Source organism: Pseudaminobacter sp. Soil_N_29, assembly GCF_057656055.1.
Window position 1 is genome coordinate 1,208,278 of record NZ_JBDGLC010000001.1, and the last position, 18,495, is coordinate 1,226,772.

18 protein-coding genes and 1 tRNA gene are annotated in these 18,495 nt (G+C 65.1%); 13 read left to right on the forward strand and 6 right to left on the reverse strand.

Features of this window, described 5'->3' with window-relative positions; translation table 11 throughout:
* Nucleotides 1-19 precede the first annotated feature (19 nt).
* Nucleotides 20-1,231 carry a CaiB/BaiF CoA transferase family protein gene (locus tag AC3A4H_RS05740; protein ID WP_487765812.1) on the forward strand — a complete coding sequence of 404 codons (1,212 nt, stop codon included), beginning with the start codon at nucleotides 20-22 and terminating at the stop codon, nucleotides 1,229-1,231.
* A gap of 460 nt (nucleotides 1,232-1,691) precedes the next feature.
* On the opposite strand, the gene AC3A4H_RS05745 is transcribed toward AC3A4H_RS05740, so the two are convergent.
* Together AC3A4H_RS05745 and AC3A4H_RS05750 are read right to left on the reverse strand one after the other, a co-directional pair.
* Nucleotides 1,692-1,767 (reverse strand) — tRNA-Ala (locus tag AC3A4H_RS05745).
* 166 nt (nucleotides 1,768-1,933) lie between these two features.
* Complete coding sequence (locus tag AC3A4H_RS05750) at nucleotides 1,934-2,317, reverse strand: TIGR02300 family protein (protein WP_348779694.1); 384 nt, start codon at nucleotides 2,315-2,317, stop codon at nucleotides 1,934-1,936.
* A gap of 206 nt (nucleotides 2,318-2,523) precedes the next feature.
* On the opposite strand from AC3A4H_RS05750, the gene aroA reads away from it, so the two are divergent.
* The 4 genes from aroA to AC3A4H_RS05770 all read left to right on the forward strand — a co-directional run bounded on the left by aroA (nucleotide 2,524) and on the right by AC3A4H_RS05770 (nucleotide 8,272).
* The gene (aroA, locus tag AC3A4H_RS05755; protein WP_487765813.1) at nucleotides 2,524-3,882 is read left to right on the forward strand and encodes a 3-phosphoshikimate 1-carboxyvinyltransferase; all 1,359 of its coding nucleotides are present in this window, start codon (nucleotides 2,524-2,526) and stop codon (nucleotides 3,880-3,882) included.
* Nucleotides 3,879-4,526: a (d)CMP kinase gene (gene cmk, locus AC3A4H_RS05760; RefSeq protein ID WP_348779692.1), complete on the forward strand. Its 648-nt coding sequence runs from the start codon at nucleotides 3,879-3,881 to the stop codon at nucleotides 4,524-4,526. The genes aroA and cmk overlap by 4 nt, the downstream gene beginning before the upstream one ends.
* A 201-nt stretch (nucleotides 4,527-4,727) precedes the next feature.
* A complete protein-coding gene (rpsA, locus tag AC3A4H_RS05765; protein ID WP_487765814.1) occupies nucleotides 4,728-6,434 on the forward strand; it encodes a 30S ribosomal protein S1 in 1,707 nt (568 codons plus the stop codon).
* A gap of 188 nt (nucleotides 6,435-6,622) precedes the next feature.
* Nucleotides 6,623-8,272: an MFS transporter gene (locus AC3A4H_RS05770; RefSeq protein ID WP_487765815.1), complete on the forward strand. Its 1,650-nt coding sequence runs from the start codon at nucleotides 6,623-6,625 to the stop codon at nucleotides 8,270-8,272.
* Nucleotides 8,273-8,509: 237 nt separating this feature from the next.
* On the opposite strand, the gene AC3A4H_RS05775 is transcribed toward AC3A4H_RS05770, so the two are convergent.
* The 3 genes from AC3A4H_RS05775 to AC3A4H_RS05785 are packed head-to-tail and all read right to left on the reverse strand — an operon-like array spanning nucleotide 8,510 to nucleotide 11,615.
* Complete coding sequence (locus AC3A4H_RS05775; protein ID WP_487765816.1) at nucleotides 8,510-10,099, reverse strand: 5-guanidino-2-oxopentanoate decarboxylase; 1,590 nt, start codon at nucleotides 10,097-10,099, stop codon at nucleotides 8,510-8,512.
* Entirely contained in the window at nucleotides 10,096-10,746 is a 651-nt protein-coding gene (locus AC3A4H_RS05780) for a TetR family transcriptional regulator C-terminal domain-containing protein (RefSeq protein ID WP_487765817.1), read from the reverse strand. Before AC3A4H_RS05780 ends, AC3A4H_RS05775 begins: the two co-directional genes overlap by 4 nt.
* Nucleotides 10,743-11,615, reverse strand: coding sequence for a dimethylarginine dimethylaminohydrolase family protein (locus AC3A4H_RS05785; protein ID WP_487765818.1), 873 nt, complete (start codon nucleotides 11,613-11,615; stop codon nucleotides 10,743-10,745). The genes AC3A4H_RS05780 and AC3A4H_RS05785 overlap by 4 nt, the downstream gene beginning before the upstream one ends.
* Before the next feature lie 210 nt (nucleotides 11,616-11,825).
* Between AC3A4H_RS05785 and AC3A4H_RS05790 the strand changes: the two genes are divergently transcribed.
* From AC3A4H_RS05790 to AC3A4H_RS05815, 6 genes are all read left to right on the forward strand, one after another.
* Complete coding sequence (locus AC3A4H_RS05790) at nucleotides 11,826-12,641, forward strand: ABC transporter ATP-binding protein (protein ID WP_487765819.1); 816 nt, start codon at nucleotides 11,826-11,828, stop codon at nucleotides 12,639-12,641.
* A gap of 53 nt (nucleotides 12,642-12,694) precedes the next feature.
* On the forward strand, nucleotides 12,695-13,477 hold the full coding sequence (locus AC3A4H_RS05795) for a transporter substrate-binding domain-containing protein (RefSeq protein WP_487765820.1): 783 nt from the start codon (nucleotides 12,695-12,697) through the stop codon (nucleotides 13,475-13,477).
* A gap of 266 nt (nucleotides 13,478-13,743) precedes the next feature.
* The gene (locus AC3A4H_RS05800) at nucleotides 13,744-14,460 is read left to right on the forward strand and encodes an ABC transporter permease (RefSeq protein WP_487765821.1); all 717 of its coding nucleotides are present in this window, start codon (nucleotides 13,744-13,746) and stop codon (nucleotides 14,458-14,460) included.
* Entirely contained in the window at nucleotides 14,457-15,269 is an 813-nt protein-coding gene (locus AC3A4H_RS05805; protein ID WP_487765822.1) for an ABC transporter permease, read from the forward strand. Before AC3A4H_RS05800 ends, AC3A4H_RS05805 begins: the two co-directional genes overlap by 4 nt.
* A 136-nt stretch (nucleotides 15,270-15,405) precedes the next feature.
* Nucleotides 15,406-15,666, forward strand: a complete 261-nt coding sequence (locus AC3A4H_RS05810) for a hypothetical protein (RefSeq protein ID WP_487765823.1) — start codon at nucleotides 15,406-15,408, stop codon at nucleotides 15,664-15,666.
* 45 nt (nucleotides 15,667-15,711) lie between these two features.
* A complete protein-coding gene (locus AC3A4H_RS05815) occupies nucleotides 15,712-16,266 on the forward strand; it encodes an HPF/RaiA family ribosome-associated protein (RefSeq protein ID WP_487765824.1) in 555 nt (184 codons plus the stop codon).
* A gap of 154 nt (nucleotides 16,267-16,420) precedes the next feature.
* Here the strand turns inward: AC3A4H_RS05815 and AC3A4H_RS05820 are convergent, their stop codons facing one another.
* Nucleotides 16,421-16,741, reverse strand: a complete 321-nt coding sequence (locus AC3A4H_RS05820) for a GYD domain-containing protein (protein WP_348779682.1) — start codon at nucleotides 16,739-16,741, stop codon at nucleotides 16,421-16,423.
* A gap of 250 nt (nucleotides 16,742-16,991) precedes the next feature.
* Here AC3A4H_RS05820 and AC3A4H_RS05825 point away from each other — a divergent pair, with 250 nt between their 5' ends.
* Together AC3A4H_RS05825 and AC3A4H_RS05830 are read left to right on the forward strand one after the other, a co-directional pair.
* On the forward strand, nucleotides 16,992-17,675 hold the full coding sequence (locus AC3A4H_RS05825) for a dienelactone hydrolase family protein (RefSeq protein ID WP_487765825.1): 684 nt from the start codon (nucleotides 16,992-16,994) through the stop codon (nucleotides 17,673-17,675).
* A 4-nt stretch (nucleotides 17,676-17,679) separates the two neighbouring features.
* The gene (locus AC3A4H_RS05830; protein ID WP_487765826.1) at nucleotides 17,680-18,345 is read left to right on the forward strand and encodes a phosphoribosyltransferase; all 666 of its coding nucleotides are present in this window, start codon (nucleotides 17,680-17,682) and stop codon (nucleotides 18,343-18,345) included.
* Nucleotides 18,346-18,495: the final 150 nt, after the last annotated feature.

Genomic DNA, 18,495 nt, shown 5'->3' on the forward strand with positions numbered 1-18,495 from the left:
CGGGCGCCCGGAGAACGACATGACTGATCAAAGACTCCCACTCCAGGGCATACGTGTGCTCGACCTCACCCGCGTGCTGGCGGGGCCATGGGCCACCATGAGTCTTGCGGATCTGGGCGCGGAGGTCTGGAAGATCGAGAACATCAAGGGTGGCGATGACACGCGTGCCTGGTCGGTTCCCAACTACAAGGGCGTCAGCACGTATTATCTATGCGCCAATCGCGGCAAGCAGAGCATCGCGCTCGATCTGAAGGCGCCCGAAGGACGGCAGATCGTGCTCGATCTGGCGGCGAAAGCCGACGTGATTGTCGAGAATTTCCGCGCCGGCACGGTGGATCGGCTGGGCATCGGCTATGAGGACATCTGCAAGATTAATCCGGGCGTCGTCTACTGCTCGATCTCCGGCTACGGCCAGTCCGGGCCTGAGCGTGATCGGCCGGGTTACGATTTCATCATGCAGGCTGAAAGCGGCCTGATGTCGATCACTGGCCAGGAGGACGGCCCGCCGAGCCGCCTCGGCGTTGCCTTCACAGACGTCGTCGCCGGAATGATCGCGACGCAATCGGTCCTCGCCGCGCTCTATCAGCGGCGCGAGACGAAGATCGGGCAGTACATCGATGTGGCCTTGCTCGATTCGACACTGAACATGCTGATCAATGTCGGCACCGGTTATCTGAACGCAGGCGTCGAGCCGATGCGCTATGGCAATGCCCATCCGACGGTCGTGCCCTATCAGGTCTTCGAGACGACTGATGGTGTGTTCGCGCTGGCGGTCGGCAACGACCGCATGTTCACCGATTTCTGCGAGCAGGTGATCAACCGGCCCGCACTGGCGTGCGATCCGCGCTTCGTCACTTCGCATCAGCGGGCGCTGAACCGCGGGGAATTGCTGCCCATGCTGGCCGACATCTTGCGCGAGAACACGTGCCAGCACTGGATCGAAGCCTGCCACAAGGCGAGCGTGCCGGCAGGACAGGTCAAGACTGTCGCGGAGGCTCTGCAAAGCCCAAGCGTTGTGGAACGCGGCGTCGTCGAGCAACTGGAACATGCCGAACTCGGTCCGATTTCGGTCATCCGAGCCGCGCATGGAATCGCAGCCCAGCGCTCGCACAAGCCCAAGGCCCCGCCCATGCTCGGCGAGGATACGCGCATCGTCCTGAGGGACGTCCTTGGCATCAACGATTCCCGGATAGACGGCCTTGCAGCCTCAGGTGTCGTCGCCTGCCGCTAAGTCGGTTTCGTTGCCCCCCGCACAATCATAGACGTCGCAGTAGTTACTGCTTGCCACTCATCGCCAGATATCATCCTCTCTTTTAGTGCCGATCGCTACTGCAGAAGGAAGCCGCGCGGCGTACGGCGCCATCTCGAGAAACGCCATGGTTCCCTTCGCTACCAGGATTGTCGCAGCCTCCGTGGCCAATCCCGAAGGATAGGCGGGAACACGTCGCCTTAGTTCGGCATTCTCACTGCTTGGGCTCGGCCCAGAGCGCGTCAAGTGGGCAGAAGATGAAGGAGCGCTTGAATAACGGCATTGGTGCTTACCTCCCGGTCACGGGTACAGGTTTGAGCATTAGCCGGCTCTCTGGAGGATAAGAGATTGGTGCTAGGGTTTGTGAGCAAGCTTCCTCGAACCGCCGAAACAAGCTTGCCTTTCAAGGCCTTGGCGACAATCTCGAGAAGAAAGTCCGATTTGGTGGAGCCAAGCGGGATCGAACCGCTGACCTCCTGCATGCCATGCAGGCGCTCTCCCAGCTGAGCTATGGCCCCACAATCCGGAAATTACCGGGCGCCGTTTCCGGCGGGATAGTCGCTTCAGTGTTGCCCCCGAACCGACCGTGAGGCGGCTTCTAGCGCCGCCTTTCGAGAAGATCAAGCCTCTTTCGAGCTTTTTCTTCAACAGGTGCGCCGCCCCTGCGGCGCACCTGTGGAAACATCAGTTTTCGTCGTCGTCGCCAACGCCGATGATGCCGGAAACGTCCTCGTCGCCGTCTTCCTCGTCCTCAAGGAAGGTGTCGTCGTCATCGCCCAGGTCGACGTCTTCCTCGTCGTCGATCGAGATGATGTCCTCGTCGCCCTTGGTCTCCTCATCGGCGTCCTCGAGCGAGACGATTTCCGCACCTTCTTCTTCGGTATCGATTTCGCGTTCCTCGACCTCTTCTTCCTCGTCGTCGATCGGCTTGCTGCTGGTCGTCTCGAAGAAGGAGCGCGGATAGGTCTTTCCCGTGTAGGGAGAAACGATCGGATCCTTGTTCAGGTCGTAGAACTTACGCCCGGTTTCCGGATCGATGCGCTTTGTGCCAAGTTCTGGTTTAGCCACCGTAGATCCTCGTCTGAAAAGTTTGGTCCCCATAACCACAGTTTTAGGCGCTGTCAAAGCTAAAACAATATGATTCTCCGCGGCCGTAAAGGCCCCGTTCCGGCGCTGCGCGCGCAAGGGGATGACCCGCGCGGCGGGCCATGATAGGAGACCCGCGCAACAAACGGAAAGCCTCGGTTTTTCGTGTTCGCCAAGAGGTTATATTCATGTCGCACAACGCCCTCCCGCAACCCGCCACGGCAGCAAAGTCGCCTGCGCTTTCCGGCACGGTCCGCATGCCGGGCGACAAGTCGATCTCGCACCGTTCCTTCATGTTCGGCGGCTTGGCCTCGGGCGAGACGCGCATCACCGGCCTTCTGGAAGGCGAGGACGTGCTGCGCACTGGCGAGGCAATGAAGGCGATGGGCGCCGGAATCGAGAAGCGTGGCGACGAGTGGATCATCCAGGGCACCGGCAATGGCTGCCTGCTGGAGCCCACGGCGCCGCTGGATTTCGGCAATGCCGGCACCGGCTCGCGCCTGACCATGGGGCTCGTCGGCACCTATGACATGGAGACAACCTTCATCGGCGACGCCTCGCTGTCGAGCCGGCCGATGGCCCGCGTGCTCGACCCGTTGCGCGAAATGGGCGTGCAGGTGCTGAACGCCGCCCCCGGCGACCGCATGCCGCTGACGCTGCGCGGGCCGAAGGTGGCCGCTCCCATCAGCTACCGCGTGCCGATGGCGTCGGCCCAGGTGAAGTCGGCCGTGCTGCTGGCCGGCCTCAACACGCCGGGCATCACCACCGTGATCGAGCCGGTGATGACGCGCGACCACACCGAAAAGATGCTGCAGGGTTTTGGCGCCAATCTCGAGGTCGAAACCGACAAGGACGGCGTGCGCCACATCCGCATCGAGGGCCAGGGCAAGCTTTCCGGCCAGACGATTGCGGTGCCGGGCGACCCCTCCTCCGCCGCCTTCCCGCTGGTGGCCGCCCTCACCGTGCCGGGTTCCGACATCGTCATCGAAAACGTGCTGATGAACCCGACCCGCACCGGCCTTATTACCACGCTGCTGGAAATGGGCGCTGAGATCGAACTGTTCAACCAGCGCAACGCCGGCGGCGAGGATGTCGCCGACCTGCGCGTGCGCTCATCCGAACTGAAGGGCGTCACCGTGCCGGCCGACCGCGCGCCGTCGATGATCGACGAATATCCGGTGCTGGCGGTGGCAGCCGCCTTCGCCGAGGGCGAAACGGTGATGCTGGGCCTGGAGGAACTGCGCGTGAAGGAAAGCGACCGTCTCGCTGCCGTCGCGCGCGGCCTGGAAGCCAATGGCGTCGACTGCACCGAAGGCGAAGCCACTCTCGCGGTGCGCGGCAAGCCCGGCGGCAAGGGCCTGGGCGGCGGCACGGTCAAGACCCATCTCGACCACCGCATCGCCATGAGTTTCCTGGTGCTGGGACTGGCAGCCGAAAAGCCAGTCACAGTCGATGACGCCAACATGATCGCCACCAGCTTCCCCGAATTCATGGGGCTGATGACCGGCATGGGCGCCAAGATCGACATTCTGGAGCCCGCCGCGTGACGGGCTTCGTCATTGCCATCGACGGGCCGGCGGGCGCCGGCAAGGGCACGCTGGCGCGCCGGCTTGCCGACTACTACCACCTTGCCCAACTCGATACCGGGCTGAGCTACCGCGCGGTGGCGCACACGCTGATCGAAAAGGGCTGGCCGCTGGACGACGCCGCGCACGCCATAGAGGCCGCGCGCATCGTCGACCTCGGCCATCTCGACCGCGCGGTGCTTTCGGCGCATGCGGTGGGCGAAGCGGCGTCGAAGGTGGCCGTCATTCCCGAGGTGCGGCGCATACTGGTTGAAAAGCAGCGGGAATTCGCCGGAAAGCCCGAGGGCGCGGTGCTGGACGGGCGCGACATCGGTACCGTCGTCTGCCCCGATGCAGACGTGAAGCTCTACGTGACGGCAAGCGCGGAAGTGCGCGCGCAGAGGCGGCTGGACGAGATCGAGGAAAAGGGCGGCCACGCCGAGTTTGCCGAGATCCTTTCCGACATCGTGCGCCGCGACGAACGCGACATGGGACGCGCCGATTCCCCGTTGCGACCGGCCGAGAACGCGCACTTGCTCGACACCTCGGAAATGGATATAGAAACCGCGTTTCTCGCGGCAAAGTCGATCGTCGACGACGCGATGGCCAAGAGAGGCACCGCCTGAGCTGGAATTTCCGCTCCTTCCCTTGCCGGAACCTGCGGAGCTCTCCATATCGGGCACGAACCCGCCTGCCAGCATTCACTTGCGCCGGAAAAGCCGCTTGATAGCGGTACAGGGCTAGAAAAGCCCGGGAACGCCGGCAGGACAACGCAACACGAACCCACGGCGCCAGTCCCCCACCAGAGGGACGCTCCAGGAGATCATATGTCACAAGCAAACCCGACTCGCGACGATTTCGCGAGCATGCTCGAAGAATCGTTCTCGGACGGTCATTCGGGCGAAGGCCAGGTCGTCCGCGGCATCATCACCGCGATCGAGAAGGACATGGCCATCATTGACGTCGGCCTGAAGGTCGAAGGCCGCGTCCCGATGAAGGAATTCGGCGCCAAGGCCAAGGACGGCACGCTGAAGGTCGGCGACACCGTCGAGGTCTATGTCGAGCGCATCGAGAACGCGCTGGGCGAAGCCATGCTGTCGCGCGACAAGGCCCGCCGCGAAGAGAGCTGGGTCAAGCTGGAAGAGAAGTTCAACAAGGGTGAGCGCGTCGAAGGCGTCATCTTCAACCAGGTCAAGGGCGGCTTCACCGTCGATCTGGACGGCGCCGTTGCCTTCCTGCCGCGTTCGCAGGTCGACATCCGTCCGATCCGCGACGTCACCCCGCTCATGCACAACCCGCAGCCCTTCGAGATCCTCAAGATGGATCGCCGTCGCGGCAACATCGTTGTTTCGCGCCGCACGGTTCTGGAAGAGTCGCGCGCCGAGCAGCGTTCGGAAATCGTGCAGAACCTCGAAGAAGGCCAGGTGGTCGAGGGCGTGGTCAAGAACATCACCGACTACGGTGCGTTCGTCGACCTCGGCGGTATCGACGGCCTGCTGCACGTCACCGACATGGCATGGCGCCGCGTCAACCATCCGACCGAGATCCTCAACATCGGTCAGACGGTCAAGGTGCAGATCATCCGCATCAACCAGGAAACCCACCGCATCTCGCTCGGCATGAAGCAGCTCGAGAGCGATCCGTGGTCCGACATCGGCACCAAGTTCCCGCTCGGCAAGAAGATCCGCGGCACGGTCACCAACATCACCGACTACGGCGCCTTCGTGGAGCTGGAGCCGGGCATCGAGGGCCTGATCCACGTTTCGGAAATGTCGTGGACGAAGAAGAACGTGCACCCCGGCAAGATCCTCTCGACCACCCAGGAAGTCGACGTGGTCGTGCTCGAGGTCGATCCGGCCAAGCGCCGCATCTCGCTGGGCCTCAAGCAGACGCTGGAGAACCCGTGGGAAGCCTTCGCCCGCAACCACCCGGTCGGCAGCCCGGTCGAGGGCGAGGTCAAGAACAAGACCGAGTTCGGTCTGTTCATCGGCCTGGAAGGCGATGTGGACGGCATGGTGCACCTGTCCGACCTGGACTGGAACCGTCCGGGCGAGCAGGTCATCGAAGAGTACAACCGCGGCGACGTGGTCAAGGCTCAGGTGCTCGACGTCGACATCGACAAGGAGCGCATCTCGCTCGGCATCAAGCAGCTCTCGCGTGACGCCGTCGGCGAAGCCGCCTCGTCGGGCGAACTGCGCAAGAACGCCGTCGTCACTGCCGAAGTGACCGGTATCAAGGATGGCGGCCTCGAAGTGCGTCTCGTCGACCACGACATCGAAACCTTCATCAAGCGTTCGGACCTGTCGCGCGACCGTGACGAGCAGCGCCCCGAGCGCTTCACCGTCGGCCAGAAGGTCGATGCGCGCGTCATCGCCTTCGACAAGAAGACCCGCAAGCTGCAGGTCTCGATCAAGGCGCTGGAGATCGCCGAAGAGAAGGAAGCGGTTGCCCAGTACGGCTCGACCGATTCCGGCGCTTCGCTCGGCGACATCCTGGGCGCTGCCCTGAAGAACCGCGGCAACAAGGACGACTGATAGTCGCCCCTTGCATGCAAGTAAAAAGCCCCGCCGGAGCGATCCGGCGGGGTTTTTGTTTGGACCAATGGCCACGCCGCGAGACGAATTCACTCTTTTGGCGCATTGCTCTAGGCTGATGCGCAGACAGACGATTCACGCAACCCCCAAGTCCTCGCCGAAATCCGCAAACTGGCCAGCCTGACGAAATGAAAGAAAATTCCGCGATCGAACGGGCCTCGCCGCTGGCACCATTCAGGCACGGCATCTTCCGCTCGGTCTGGACGGCGAGCCTCGCCTCCAACTTCGGCGGCCTGATCCAGAGCGTGGCGGCGGCCTGGATGATGACCGCGATTTCCAACTCGGTCGACATGGTGGCGCTGGTGCAGGCTTCCACCACGCTGCCGATCATGCTGTTTTCGCTTGCCTCGGGCGCCATCGCCGACAGCTTCAACCGCCGCAAGGTGATGCTGACGGCCCAGTGCTTCATGCTGCTGGTTTCGATGGTGCTGACGCTGACCGCCTGGCTGGGGGTGATGACGCCCTGGCTGCTCCTGACCTTCACCTTCCTGATCGGTTGCGGCACGGCGCTCAACAACCCGTCCTGGCAGGCTTCGGTGGGAGACATGGTGCCGCGCAGCGACCTGCCGGCCGCGGTGGCGCTCAACAGCATGGGCTTCAACCTGACCCGCTCCGTCGGGCCCGCCATCGGCGGCGTGATCGTGGCCGCGGCAGGTGCGGCTGTGGCCTTCGCGGTCAATACCGTCAGCTATTTCGCGCTGATCTTCGTGCTTCTTCGCTGGAAGCCGAAGGTGACGCCAAGCACCTTGCCGCGCGAGACGTTCGGCGGCGCGATGACCGCGGGGCTTCGCTATGTGGCCATGTCGCCCAACATCGAGAAGGTGCTGGTGCGCAGCTTTGTCTTCGGCTTCACGGCGATCTCGGTGATGGCGCTGCTGCCGCTGGTAGCGCGCGACATCGTGCAAGGCGGGCCGCTGCTCTACGGCGTGTTGTTCGGGGCCTTCGGTATAGGTGCCGTGGGCGGCGCGCTGATCAGCGCAAGGCTGCGGCAGGTGCTGACCAACGAATGGATCGTGCGGCTGGGCTTCGTCGGCTTTGCCGTCTGCGCCGCGATTGCCGGCACCAGCACCCTGGCCTGGCTGACCTGCGCGGCGCTGCTGGTGGGCGGGGCAAGCTGGGTGGTCTCGCTGTCGCTGTTCAACGTCACGGTGCAGATGTCGACCCCGCGCTGGGTGGTTGGCCGCGCGCTGTCGCTCTATCAGACGGCGACCTTCGGCGGCATGGCGCTGGGAAGCTGGATCTGGGGCCTGGTGGCTGACCGATACGGCCCGGGCCAGGCCCTGCTCTATTCGGCCGTGCTGATGATCGCGGGTGCTGCGCTCGGCCTGAAACGGTTCACCCTGCCCGAGCAGACCGCGCTTAACCTCGACCCGCTCAACCGCTGGAAGGAGCCGCATCTGGCGCTGGACGTGAAGCCGCGCAGCGGCCCGATCACCATCATGATCGAGTATGTGATCCGGGAAAGGGATATCGCCGAGTTCCTCCAGGTGATGGCCGAGCGCCGGCGCATCCGCCGCCGCGATGGCGCGCGGCAATGGACGCTTTCGCGCGACCTGGAAAACCCCGATCTGTGGATGGAGACCTACCACACGCCGACCTGGGTGGAATATGTGCGCCACAACCAGCGCATGACCCATGCCGACGCGGTTGTCAGCGAACGCATCCGCAAGCTGCACAGCGGCGCCGAGCCGCCGCGCGTAAAACGTATGATCGAGCGCCCCACGGACTGGTCGGTCGAGCTCAGCCAGCCGAAGCCGGTGATCGATATCCATCATTGAGGGCGCTGCGCCTCGCTTTGAGGACAAGGCCGTCACATGCTCAGATCATTTTGGCGGGCCTATACCCCCACCCCTGTCCCCTCCCCACAAGGGGGAGGGGGGACGATATCGTCGCCACAGCACTCAAAACTGTGAAGGTTGCGCCGGACAGTCATTGCAGCAGGGTCCCCCTCCCCCTTGTGGGGAGGGGTTAGGGGGTGGGGGTTATTTCAAATGGCCGGGACTTCGCCCGAGCCCCTACTCCACCCCGATCTCGATGAGGCAGGCCTTGCCGGCCGCACGTGCCCGCTTCAGCGCGGCGGGGAGATCGGCAATCGCCTCCAGCCTTTCCGCTCCCATGCCATAGGCCTCGGCCAGTCGACAAAAATCCGGCGGAGCGGGCGAGACGCCGACCGGTTCGACGCCGACGTCGCGCATGGAAGTTTCGATCTCGCGATAGCCGCGATTGTTCCACACCACGAAGATGACGGGGGCCTCGGCATCGAGTGCCGCACCCAGCTCCGGCAGCGTGAACTGGAAGCCGCCATCACCCGAGAGACAGACCACCGGCGCATCCGGCACGGCAAGGGCAGCACCGATGGCTGCCGGCGGACCAAAACCCAGCGCGCCAAAGCCGGTGGCGGCGTTGAACCAGCCGGACGGACGGTCGTGGTCATAGTAGAGGTTGGCGGCATAGATGGGCTGGGTGGAATCGCCGACGATGATCGAGCCCGGCAGCGCGTCGCGGATCATCTCCACCGCCTCGACCTGTCCACGCATGACCGGGCCGATTTCCTCCAGCGACTCGCTGCGCGCCCTTTCGGCGCGGGCCGCACCCCAGCCTTCATCCGATGCGTTGCGGCGCGACGAGGCCAGCAATGCGCCCATGCCTTCCAGCGTCGCCGCACAATCGGCACGGATGCCGAGCGTGGCCGGATGCCGGCCAAGCTGCTTGCCGTCGACGTCGATGCGGATGAGATTTTGCGGCTTCACGAAGCCACCGTCGCCATACATGTCATAGTCGGTCGGGCCGAATTCGGTGCCGGCGGCGATCACCAAGTCGGCCTCTGCCATCAGCGCCCGCACCGCCTTCAGGCTGGGGCTGGCCGGCACGCCGAGCGGATGCTTGTGCAAAAGTCCGCGCGCATTGGCGGTTTCCACCACCGGCGCGTCGAGAAGCTCTGCCAGCTTGCGCAAGGGCGCTTCGGCCATCTTGGCGCCGCCGCCGGCGAGGATAAGCGGGCGGCTGGCCGCGCCCGCCAGCCGGGCGGCCTCGGCCAGCGTGGCGGCATCGGGTTGCGGCGTACTTGCCTCGACCGGATGCGGGAAGAGCCCGTCGGCTGGCTTTGCCATGATGTCGGTGGGGATTTCGATGTGCACCGGACCGGGGCGACCGGATACAAACAGCGCGAAGGCGCGCGAAAGCACTTCCGGGAGCTCGCTGGCATTTTCGACTCGGTGTGAAAACAGCGCCACCTTTTCCATCATGCCGCGCTGGTCGGGCAGTTCGTGCAGGAAGCCCAGCCCCTTGCCGAGAGTGGGCGAAGCGTTCACGCCGGAGATCACCAGCATCGGGATGGAATCCGCCCGCGCCTGGCCCATCGCTGTAATGGTGTTGGTGAGCCCCGGCCCGGTAATCACAAAGGCCACGCCGGGTTTGCCGGTGACGCGCGCATAGCCATCGGCCATGAAGCCGGCGCCCTGCTCATGGCGCGGCGTGATATGGCGTATCCTGGAGCGGGCAAGCCCGCGATAGAGCTCGACCGTATGCACGCCCGGAATGCCGAACACGGTGTCGACCCCATGCGCCTCCAGCAATGAGATCAGCGCCTCCCCCACGGTGGTCATGTCTTTTCCTCCTCACGTAAATTCAGTCCCAGCAGCGCCTCGACGGTGGCGATGGCAATCTCGACCAGTTCGCCCGGCTCGAAAATGTCGCCGGCAAGGCAGCCTTCGATCCACAGGCCGTCGATGATGGCGTTGATGGCGATGGCGTGGCGACGCAGTTCGGCCTTGCCGGCGGCGCGGCCCTCCGCCCTCAGCACCTCCGCCACCAGCGCCTCGACCTCGTCGCGGAAGCCGAGATAGCCCTCGCGGTGAGCGGTCGCCAGCGCCGGGTCGGAACTCGCCCGGCCGATGAAGCCGGCCCAAAGCGAAAATACCCGCGCATCCACCACCGGCGGCCCGAGATTGGCCGCGACGAAGGCAGCGAGCCGGCGGCGCGGGCCCGCACCTTCCATGGCCAGCGCCGCCTTGGCCTGCTCGGTCATGCGGCCGACGATCGCCGCATAGGCGGCCTGCAACAGCTCTTCCTTGCCGGGAAAATAGTGCCGGATGAGCCCCGCGGTCACGCCGGCGCGCAGCGCGATGGCGCGCACCGTGGCGCCTTGCAGGCCGCGTTCGGCGACGCAGTCCAGCGTCGCCTCGATCAGGTCCTGTCGCCGCCGCTCCTCGCCCTCGCGGCGGAACTTGCGGCGGGAGGGGCCGTCGGTCATTGGCGCAGGATCGGCCGGGTCAGGCAGGTTGGGCCGCCCTCGCAGGCGATGCACAGCGCATCGGCCTCGAAGGTCCTGACCACGCAGCCGGCGGCCTCCATGGCGGCCTGCGTCTTGGGAAAGCCGGCCACGGCGATCACTTCGCGCGGGGCCGTGGGCAGCACGTTGAGGCTGAGGCCGTTCGAGGCATGGAACTCGTCGGCATCACCGTGGACCAGCGTGATGCCGCGCCCGCGCAGCATCTGGTAGAACGCGGCCGGCAGAAGCGGCGCATGGACCAGTGCGAGATCATCGGCAAGCGGGCTGATGACGGACATCAGATGCAGGCACGCTTCCTCGCCCTGCCACAGCGGCAGGTCGTAGCCCAGAACCTCCACACCGAGCGGACCCAGAATGCCAGCGAGCTGCCTGATCCCTTCCTGGTTGGTGCGCACGCCGCGGCCGACGGCGAGCGTGTGCGCGTCGACCCAGACGCAGTCTCCGCCCTCGACCTGGCCCGGCGCCTCGATGCGGCCGAGGATAGGAATGCCGAGGCGCGCATAGGTCTGCTCATGCAGCGCGGGCTCGGCTTTGCGCAGGGCCTTGCCCATCGAAAGAATCACCGCGCCATGATTGGTCATCAGCGACGGGTCATGCGTGAAGACGGAATCCGAAAGCCCGTCCTCGAGGTCCTCGATCCATTCGATCTTCGCTCCGGAAGCAGCCACCATCTCGGCCAGCGCGGCGTGCTGGATCGCCGCCCTGGCCGGGTCGAAACCGGGCCCATAGTGCCATGCCGCCCCATCGGCCCCGCGCATCGAATTGGCGGCGGAGCGCATCAGAACGCGCTTGAGCGGCGCGGCCATGGACTGAGACCCGAAAGCGTTCACGAGCACCTCTCCAGGGTGAAAAAAATCAATAAATTTTCATGCCGGAGCTATTTATACACTTGCATAACAACCCCGCAAGTGCCGTAATGACCGGGATTGACGGGCCCGCGCAGACGGGTCCATGCTGATCTTGGGGAGGATCGCGCTGGGCATGATGAGCAGCCGGAGAAGTTGTCGACGAATCACCTGGCATTGCGGGGAGCGCCGGGAATGAACGCCGAGGGGGCTGCTGAAACTGCACCGGACCAGGCGTCGAACGGCGCCGCCGAAGCCATCCGCATCGAGAACCTGCACAAGAAATTCGGCGAACTGCACGTGCTGAAGGGCGTGTCGCTGACGGCGCGCGACGGCGACGTTGTGGCGATCATCGGCGGCAGCGGGTCGGGCAAGTCGACGCTGCTGCGCTGCATCAACTGCCTGGAGAACCCCACCAGCGGCCTCATCCGCGTCAATGGCGAGGAGATCCGACTGAAGCGCGACAGCCACGGCAACGGCACGCCCGCCGACCGCCGCCAGATCGAGCGTATCCGCTCGCGGCTCGGCATGGTGTTCCAGAGCTTCAACCTGTGGAGCCACATGACGCTGCTGGAGAACGTCATCGAGGTTCCGGTGCATGTGCTGGGCGTCAGGCGCGAGGACGCGATCGTCACCGCCGAGAAGCTGCTGGCGCGCGTGGGGCTCTCCGACAAGAGCGACGTCTATCCGGCCTTCCTCTCGGGCGGCCAGCAACAACGCGGCGCGATTGCGCGGGCGCTGGCCATCCAGCCCCGCGTCATGCTGTTCGACGAGCCGACCTCCGCACTCGACCCCGAGCTAGTCGGCGAGGTGCTGCGGGTGATCGGCGACCTTGCGCGCGAGGGGCGCACCATGATCCTCGTGACCCACGAAATGAAATTCGCCCGCGAGGTCGCGAGCCACGTGATCTACCTTCACAACGGGCAGGTGGAAGAGGAAGGGCCGCCGGAGCAGATCTTCGGCGCGCCCAAATCGGAACGACTCAAACAATTCATCCGCAACATCGGCTGATGCAAGCGGAAGAAACAACGGGAACACTCAACAATTACAAGGGAGTCTTGCAAATGATCAAAGGTCTCAAAGCGGCAACCGCCGCGTTGGTGCTGGCCGTGGCGGGCATGGGCGTGGCGCAGGCCGATTCATTGAAGGTGGGCATCGCCGCAGAGCCCTATCCGCCGTTTGCCGCGCCGGATGCTTCGGGCACGTGGGGCGGCTGGGAAGTCGAGATCGCCAAGGCGCTGTGCGCGGAAGCCAAGCTCGAATGCGAAATCACGCCGATTTCCTGGGACGGCATCATCCCGGCGCTGACCACCAAGAAGATCGACATGATCACGGCCTCGATGTCGATCACGGCCGAGCGCGAGAAGACCATCGCCTTCTCCGACAAGTACTACAACACGCCCACCGGCATCATCGGCCCGAAGGGCGAGACCTTCGACGCCACGCCCGAGGGGCTGAAGGGCAAGATCATCGGCGTGCAGGTTTCGACCATCCACGAGGCCTATGCCAAGAAGCACTTTGGTCCGACGGCGGCTGAGATCAAGATCTACCAGACCCAGGACGAGGCCAATGCCGACCTGGCCGCCGGCCGCGTCGACGCCGTGCAGGCCGATGCCATCGCGCTCAAGGACTTCCTGGACACCGACCAGGGCAAGGAATGCTGCGACATGAAGGGCAATGTCGTGGACGATCCGGACGTGCTGGGCAAGGGCGTGGGCGTGGGCCTGCGCAAGGAAGACGCCGACCTCCGCGACAAGATGAACGCCGCCATTGCAGGCATCCGCGCCAACGGCAAATACGACGAGATCGCGAAGAAGTATTTCGACTTCGACATCTACGGCGGCTGAGCCGCGGCGCCAGTGTCGCTGGCGGCCGCCCGCGCGCTTCGTTCCCGTGCCTTCGGTTGGGGGTACGGGGCTGAGCTGGGTTGCTGCGTGCCTGCCTCGGATCGCCTGAGACCCGGGCGCGCATGCTGCGGACGCGACAAGGCCGCACCTACGGGAATTGCGAATACGCCGGCGCTGTCCTTCCCCGCCCGCGGGGAAAGGCAGCCGGTGACAGGATAAGGGCCAGACCCATCGAGACCTTTCTCTCGCCCCTTCTTCAGAGCGGAGTGATCGAGCTCCTCTCCCCCGCCCCGCCGGGCTGGGGCGGCAACCTGCTGCGCGGCCTGGCCAATTCGGTGCAGATCGCCATCGGCGCCTTCGGCCTCGGCCTCGCCATCGGCACCGCCGGCGCCTATGGCAAGCTCTATGGCGGGCCGATCGTGCGCGACCTTTTGGAAATATACACGACGGTGGTGCGCGCCGTGCCTGAACTGGTGCTGATCCTGCTGCTCTATTATGCCGGCACCGATCTCATCAACCGCCTGCTCGAGGCAGCCGGCTATGCCCGCATCGACATCAGCGGACTTGTGGCCGGCATCGTCGTGCTCGGCGTGGTGCAGGGCGCCTATTCGACCGAGGTGTTGCGCGGCGCCATCCTTGCCGTGCCGCAAGGCCAGATCGAGGCGGCGCGCGCCTATGGCATGTCGCCCGGCAAGATGCTGCGTCGCATCACACTTCCGGCCATGCTGCCTTATGCCATACCGGGCCTCGCCAATCTGTGGCTGATCGCCACCAAGGATACCGCGCTTCTGGCGGTGGTGGGCTTCAACGAGCTGACGCTGGAGACGCGGCAGGCCGCCGGCTCCACCAAGGCCTATTTCACCTTCTTCCTGGCCGCCGGCGTGCTCTACCTTCTGCTGACGCTGTTTTCCTCCGCAATAATTGGGCGCGTGGAGCGTTGGGCGCGGCGCGGGATGCCATCGGTCGCGGAGGGCGGAACATGACCATCAGCCTCGCCGACGACACCAAGCCCCGGCCGCGACCGCAGGGCTGGTTGCAGCCGCACCGCATCGGCCTGATCGCGGTGGCTGCGGCGCTGGTGGCCGCGGCAGCCATGTTCATGCGCTGGGACTGGCTGCCGAACTATTACGGCCTTGCGCTGGCCGGCATCTGGCGCACCATCTGGATGCTGGTCGTCACCTGCGCGGTCGGCTTCATGATCGCGGTGCCGCTGGGGCTTGCGCAGGCCGCCGGCCCGCGCTGGCTGGCCTGGCCGGCCAAGGCCTTCTGCACGGCCATTCGCGGCACGCCGCTGCTCTTGCAGCTGTGGCTGCTGTATTTCGGCCTCGGCTCGCTGTTTCCGCAATTTCCATGGATCAGGCAGTCCGAGCTGTGGCCCTATCTGCGCCAGGCATGGCCCTATGGCGTGCTGGCGCTGACGCTCTCCTTTGCGGCCTACGAGGGCGAGGTGATGCGCGGCGCCTTTGCCGGCGTCCCGCGCGGCCAGCTGGAGGCAGCGCGGGCCTTCGGCATGCGGCGCTGGAAGATTTTTCGCCGCATCTGGCTGCCGCAGGCGGTGAGCCGCGCTTTGCCGACGCTGGCCGGCGAAACCGTGCTGCAGCTGAAGGCGACGCCGCTGGTGGCCACCATCACCGTGGTCGACATCTACGCCGTCGCCTCGCGGGTGCGGCAGGACACGTTTATCGTCTACGAGCCGCTGCTGTTGCTGGCGCTGGTCTATCTGTGCGTCACCGGCATCATCGTCTTCGCCTTCCGCCGCCTGGAAGCGAGGATACCGGCGCGGCTGGGATAGAGCCGCCCGGGAACACCTCCCCGCATCGACGAAATCCGGCGGGCTTCGCGGCCCGGTGCTGCCGGCTTGATTTCCGTCAATGCGCGCCTTCGTGCCCCCTCCAGAATAGGCGAGTTCGTGAAAGCTGGAACGTCGCATGACCGGTCAGAGCTTGCCCATGAAATTGTCAGCCGAAGACATTCGTCGCATCTGCGGCGACCTGCCGGATTGGAAGCTCAACGAAATACAGGCGAGCGGCGCCGATCTGGACGATCTGAAGCAGGCGCTCGCCTGGTGCGCCGGCGACGATGAGACCACGCCGATGCGGCACATACCCCCGGGCAGCGCCGCCGCCAGGGTCTACGACGTCCTCATGGCCGGCGAAGAAGACGATGAGCGCGATGGCGGCCGCATGTGAATTCTCTGCCAGTCGGCCAGCCGGGTAAAACGAGAGAGCACCACCATGGAGATAACCCCTCAGATCCGGTTTCGGGGCATGGACCCCTCGCCTGCCGTGGAAGCCGCTTTGCGCGAACGGATCGACCGGCTGGAGCGCTTCCACGAGCGCATCACTTCCTGCAACGTCGTGGTCGAGGCCCCGCACCGGCACGGGCGCAAGGGCAAGATCTACCATGTCAGCGTCGAGCTCACCGTGCCCGGCCGCCAGATCTTCGTGGGCAGGGAGCCGGAGGAGAACCACGCCCACGAGGATGTCTATGTCGCCATCCGCGACAGCTTCAATGCCGCCCAGCGCCAGCTCGAGGACGCGGTGCGCGAGATGAGCGGCCACCGGATCAAGCCGCATCCGGAGAAGTTGCAGGGAACGGTGGTGCGGCTGGTGCCGGAAGAGGGCTTCGGCTTCATCGCCGCGCCCGATGGCCGCGAATTCTTCTTCCGGCGCGAAAGCATGGTATCGCCCACCCTGTGGGAGAAGCTGGAGACCGGCACGGACGTCCACTTTACAGAGCATGAGGGCGAAAAGGGCCCCTACGCTTCCGCGGTTGCGCCGGTCTCATGAATTCGAGTTGGGGGCGGCCCTTTGCAGCCATGCCCCTGCGCGCGGCCGTTTGTCCGCACGCTTTCCTGGCCCAGTTCTGTCTCGGCTGCGAACGGCAACCGCCGTTCCCGCCCGGCGAACTGCCGTTCCGCTTCCGGCGATGCCGCCTTCGCAATCAGCCGCTGCTGCTGCCGGCCGGCTTGATGTCACGCACCATGGCGATGAACTGATCCCATTCGGTGGCGGCCCAGATTTCGGTGGTTGCATGGCCGAAGGTGCGGATGATCGTGGCGACCTTGGTGGCAGCCTCGATGTCGGGTGCGGTGAATATGTCCAGATAATCGGTCGGTCCGAGGACGACGTAGCTCGCTTGCCACTGCGCCTGCGGGCATTCGCTGCGAATACGCGTCATCACGTGGTGGCTCAGTTCCTCCAGCGAGCGCGGCGACTGCAGCGCCTGGTGGTTCAGTCGGGTCAGCATGACGAAGGTTGCCATCGGGGCTCTCCCATCAGATCCGAAAGCGCGCATTCTGGGCGTGGGGCGGCGGAGCGGCATTGACGGATGTCAACCGCACATCGCATTTGCGTCCGGATCAGGGAAAACCTGCCATCAGGCGGGCTGCGCGCCGATGAACGATCTATATTCCCCGCCAGCGGGGCTAGAATAGCGCCGAGCCGCAGCGCTTGATCGCGATCAACGACAGCCGCGACCGAATCCTTCTAGCTGGCAACGGAGGAACGTCGTGATGCGCGCCGAAGACAAGCCATCCCATAGCCCGCTGAAGATCGCCGAGGTGAAGATCCCTCCGCTTGGCCTGCCCGGCACGTTGCGCGAGCCGTCCAATCCGCGCGGCATCGTCGTGTTCGCGCATGGCAGCGGCTCCAGCCGGCACAGCCCCCGAAATGTCTACGTGGCCGAGGCACTGGGAAGGGCCGGCTTCGCCACCCTGCTCTTCGACCTGCTGACGACCGACGAGGAGATGGACCGAGCCAACGTGTTCGATATCCCGCTGCTGTCGACGCGGCTGGTCGCCGCGGTGGACTGGACGGCCAGGTTCGAACGAACGCAGGGCCTGCCCATCGGCCTGTTCGGCGCGAGCACCGGCGCTGCCGCAGCGCTTGTCGCGGCGGCCGAACTGGCCGAGCAGGTGGCGGCGGTGGTCTCGCGCGGAGGGCGGCCCGACCTGGCCGGAACCGCGCTGGCGCGTGTGACCGCGCCGACCCTGCTCATCGTCGGCGGCGCCGATGTCGAGGTGCTGCGGCTGAACCGTGCGGCTTATGCCCTGCTGGCTGGCCCGAAGGAACTGACGATCGTGCCCGGCGCCACCCACCTCTTTTCCGAGCCCGGCGCGCTGGACATGGTGGTCGATGCGGCGGGCGGCTGGTTCGAACGCTATCTCGACGAGGCCAGAGCTACCGAGCGGAGGTGATGCCATGCTGTTTTCAGATCGCATTCAGGCCGGCAGGCAATTGGCTAGGGCACTAGACCGCTATCGTGGAAAGGACGTTGTGGTGCTGGCCCTGCCAAGAGGTGGCGTTCCCGTGGCCCGGGAGGTTGCATTGCACCTCAAGGCGCCGATCGACCTGCTTCTGGTGCGAAAGATCGGGGTTCCGATGCAGCCCGAACTTGCCATGGGTGCGGTCATCGACGGCGACGACCCTGTCGTGGTCCGCAACGACCATGTCATACGGCTTGCCTGGATCTCGGCCGACGAGTTCGAACAGGCCTGCCAGAAGGAGCTTGCCGAGATCGAACGCCGGCGCGCGCGCTATGTCGGCAAACGGGCGACGATAGAGGTCGCCGGACGCGTGGCGATCATCATCGATGATGGGGTCGCGACCGGGGCGACGGTGCGGGCCGCGATCGGTGGCCTGCGGCGGCGCAACCCCAGCAGGATCGTCGTGGCCGTGCCGGTTGCCCCACCCGAAACGGTGGTTGCCCTGCAGCAGGAGGCTGACGAGGTGGTCTGCCTGGAGCAGCCCAGGTTCTTCGAGGCCATCGGCTTCTATTACGCCGACTTCAGGCAGGTGAGCGACGACGAGGTGATAAGAATACTGGCGGCTCCGACCGGGGCAGGCTCGTCGCAACCGTCCCCATAAGGCCGCGCGAGCCATCCGCCGCACCTTGCAAGCCGGGGCAGAAATTCCCAGACACATCCATTTTGCGGACTTGGTAAAACCGGCGTAATCTCTTTTTCTTCGCAGTTCTCCTACCGGCCAACAATGGAGCATTCCATGTTCAGCAAGTAT

Coding starts and splice junctions, on each gene's coding strand:
- AC3A4H_RS05740 (WP_487765812.1), top strand. CDS start 20: ATGACTGATCAAAGACTCCCACTCCAGGGCATACGTGTGCTCGACCTC.
- aroA (WP_487765813.1), top strand. CDS start 2,524: ATGTCGCACAACGCCCTCCCGCAACCCGCCACGGCAGCAAAGTCGCCT.
- rpsA (WP_487765814.1), top strand. CDS start 4,728: ATGTCACAAGCAAACCCGACTCGCGACGATTTCGCGAGCATGCTCGAA.
- AC3A4H_RS05770 (WP_487765815.1), top strand. CDS start 6,623: ATGAAAGAAAATTCCGCGATCGAACGGGCCTCGCCGCTGGCACCATTC.
- AC3A4H_RS05775 (WP_487765816.1), bottom strand. CDS start 10,099: ATGACCACCGTGGGGGAGGCGCTGATCTCATTGCTGGAGGCGCATGGG.
- AC3A4H_RS05780 (WP_487765817.1), bottom strand. CDS start 10,746: ATGACCGACGGCCCCTCCCGCCGCAAGTTCCGCCGCGAGGGCGAGGAG.
- AC3A4H_RS05790 (WP_487765819.1), top strand. CDS start 11,826: ATGAACGCCGAGGGGGCTGCTGAAACTGCACCGGACCAGGCGTCGAAC.
- AC3A4H_RS05795 (WP_487765820.1), top strand. CDS start 12,695: ATGATCAAAGGTCTCAAAGCGGCAACCGCCGCGTTGGTGCTGGCCGTG.
- AC3A4H_RS05805 (WP_487765822.1), top strand. CDS start 14,457: ATGACCATCAGCCTCGCCGACGACACCAAGCCCCGGCCGCGACCGCAG.
- AC3A4H_RS05810 (WP_487765823.1), top strand. CDS start 15,406: ATGACCGGTCAGAGCTTGCCCATGAAATTGTCAGCCGAAGACATTCGT.
- AC3A4H_RS05815 (WP_487765824.1), top strand. CDS start 15,712: ATGGAGATAACCCCTCAGATCCGGTTTCGGGGCATGGACCCCTCGCCT.
- AC3A4H_RS05820 (WP_348779682.1), bottom strand. CDS start 16,741: ATGGCAACCTTCGTCATGCTGACCCGACTGAACCACCAGGCGCTGCAG.
- AC3A4H_RS05825 (WP_487765825.1), top strand. CDS start 16,992: ATGCGCGCCGAAGACAAGCCATCCCATAGCCCGCTGAAGATCGCCGAG.
- AC3A4H_RS05830 (WP_487765826.1), top strand. CDS start 17,680: ATGCTGTTTTCAGATCGCATTCAGGCCGGCAGGCAATTGGCTAGGGCA.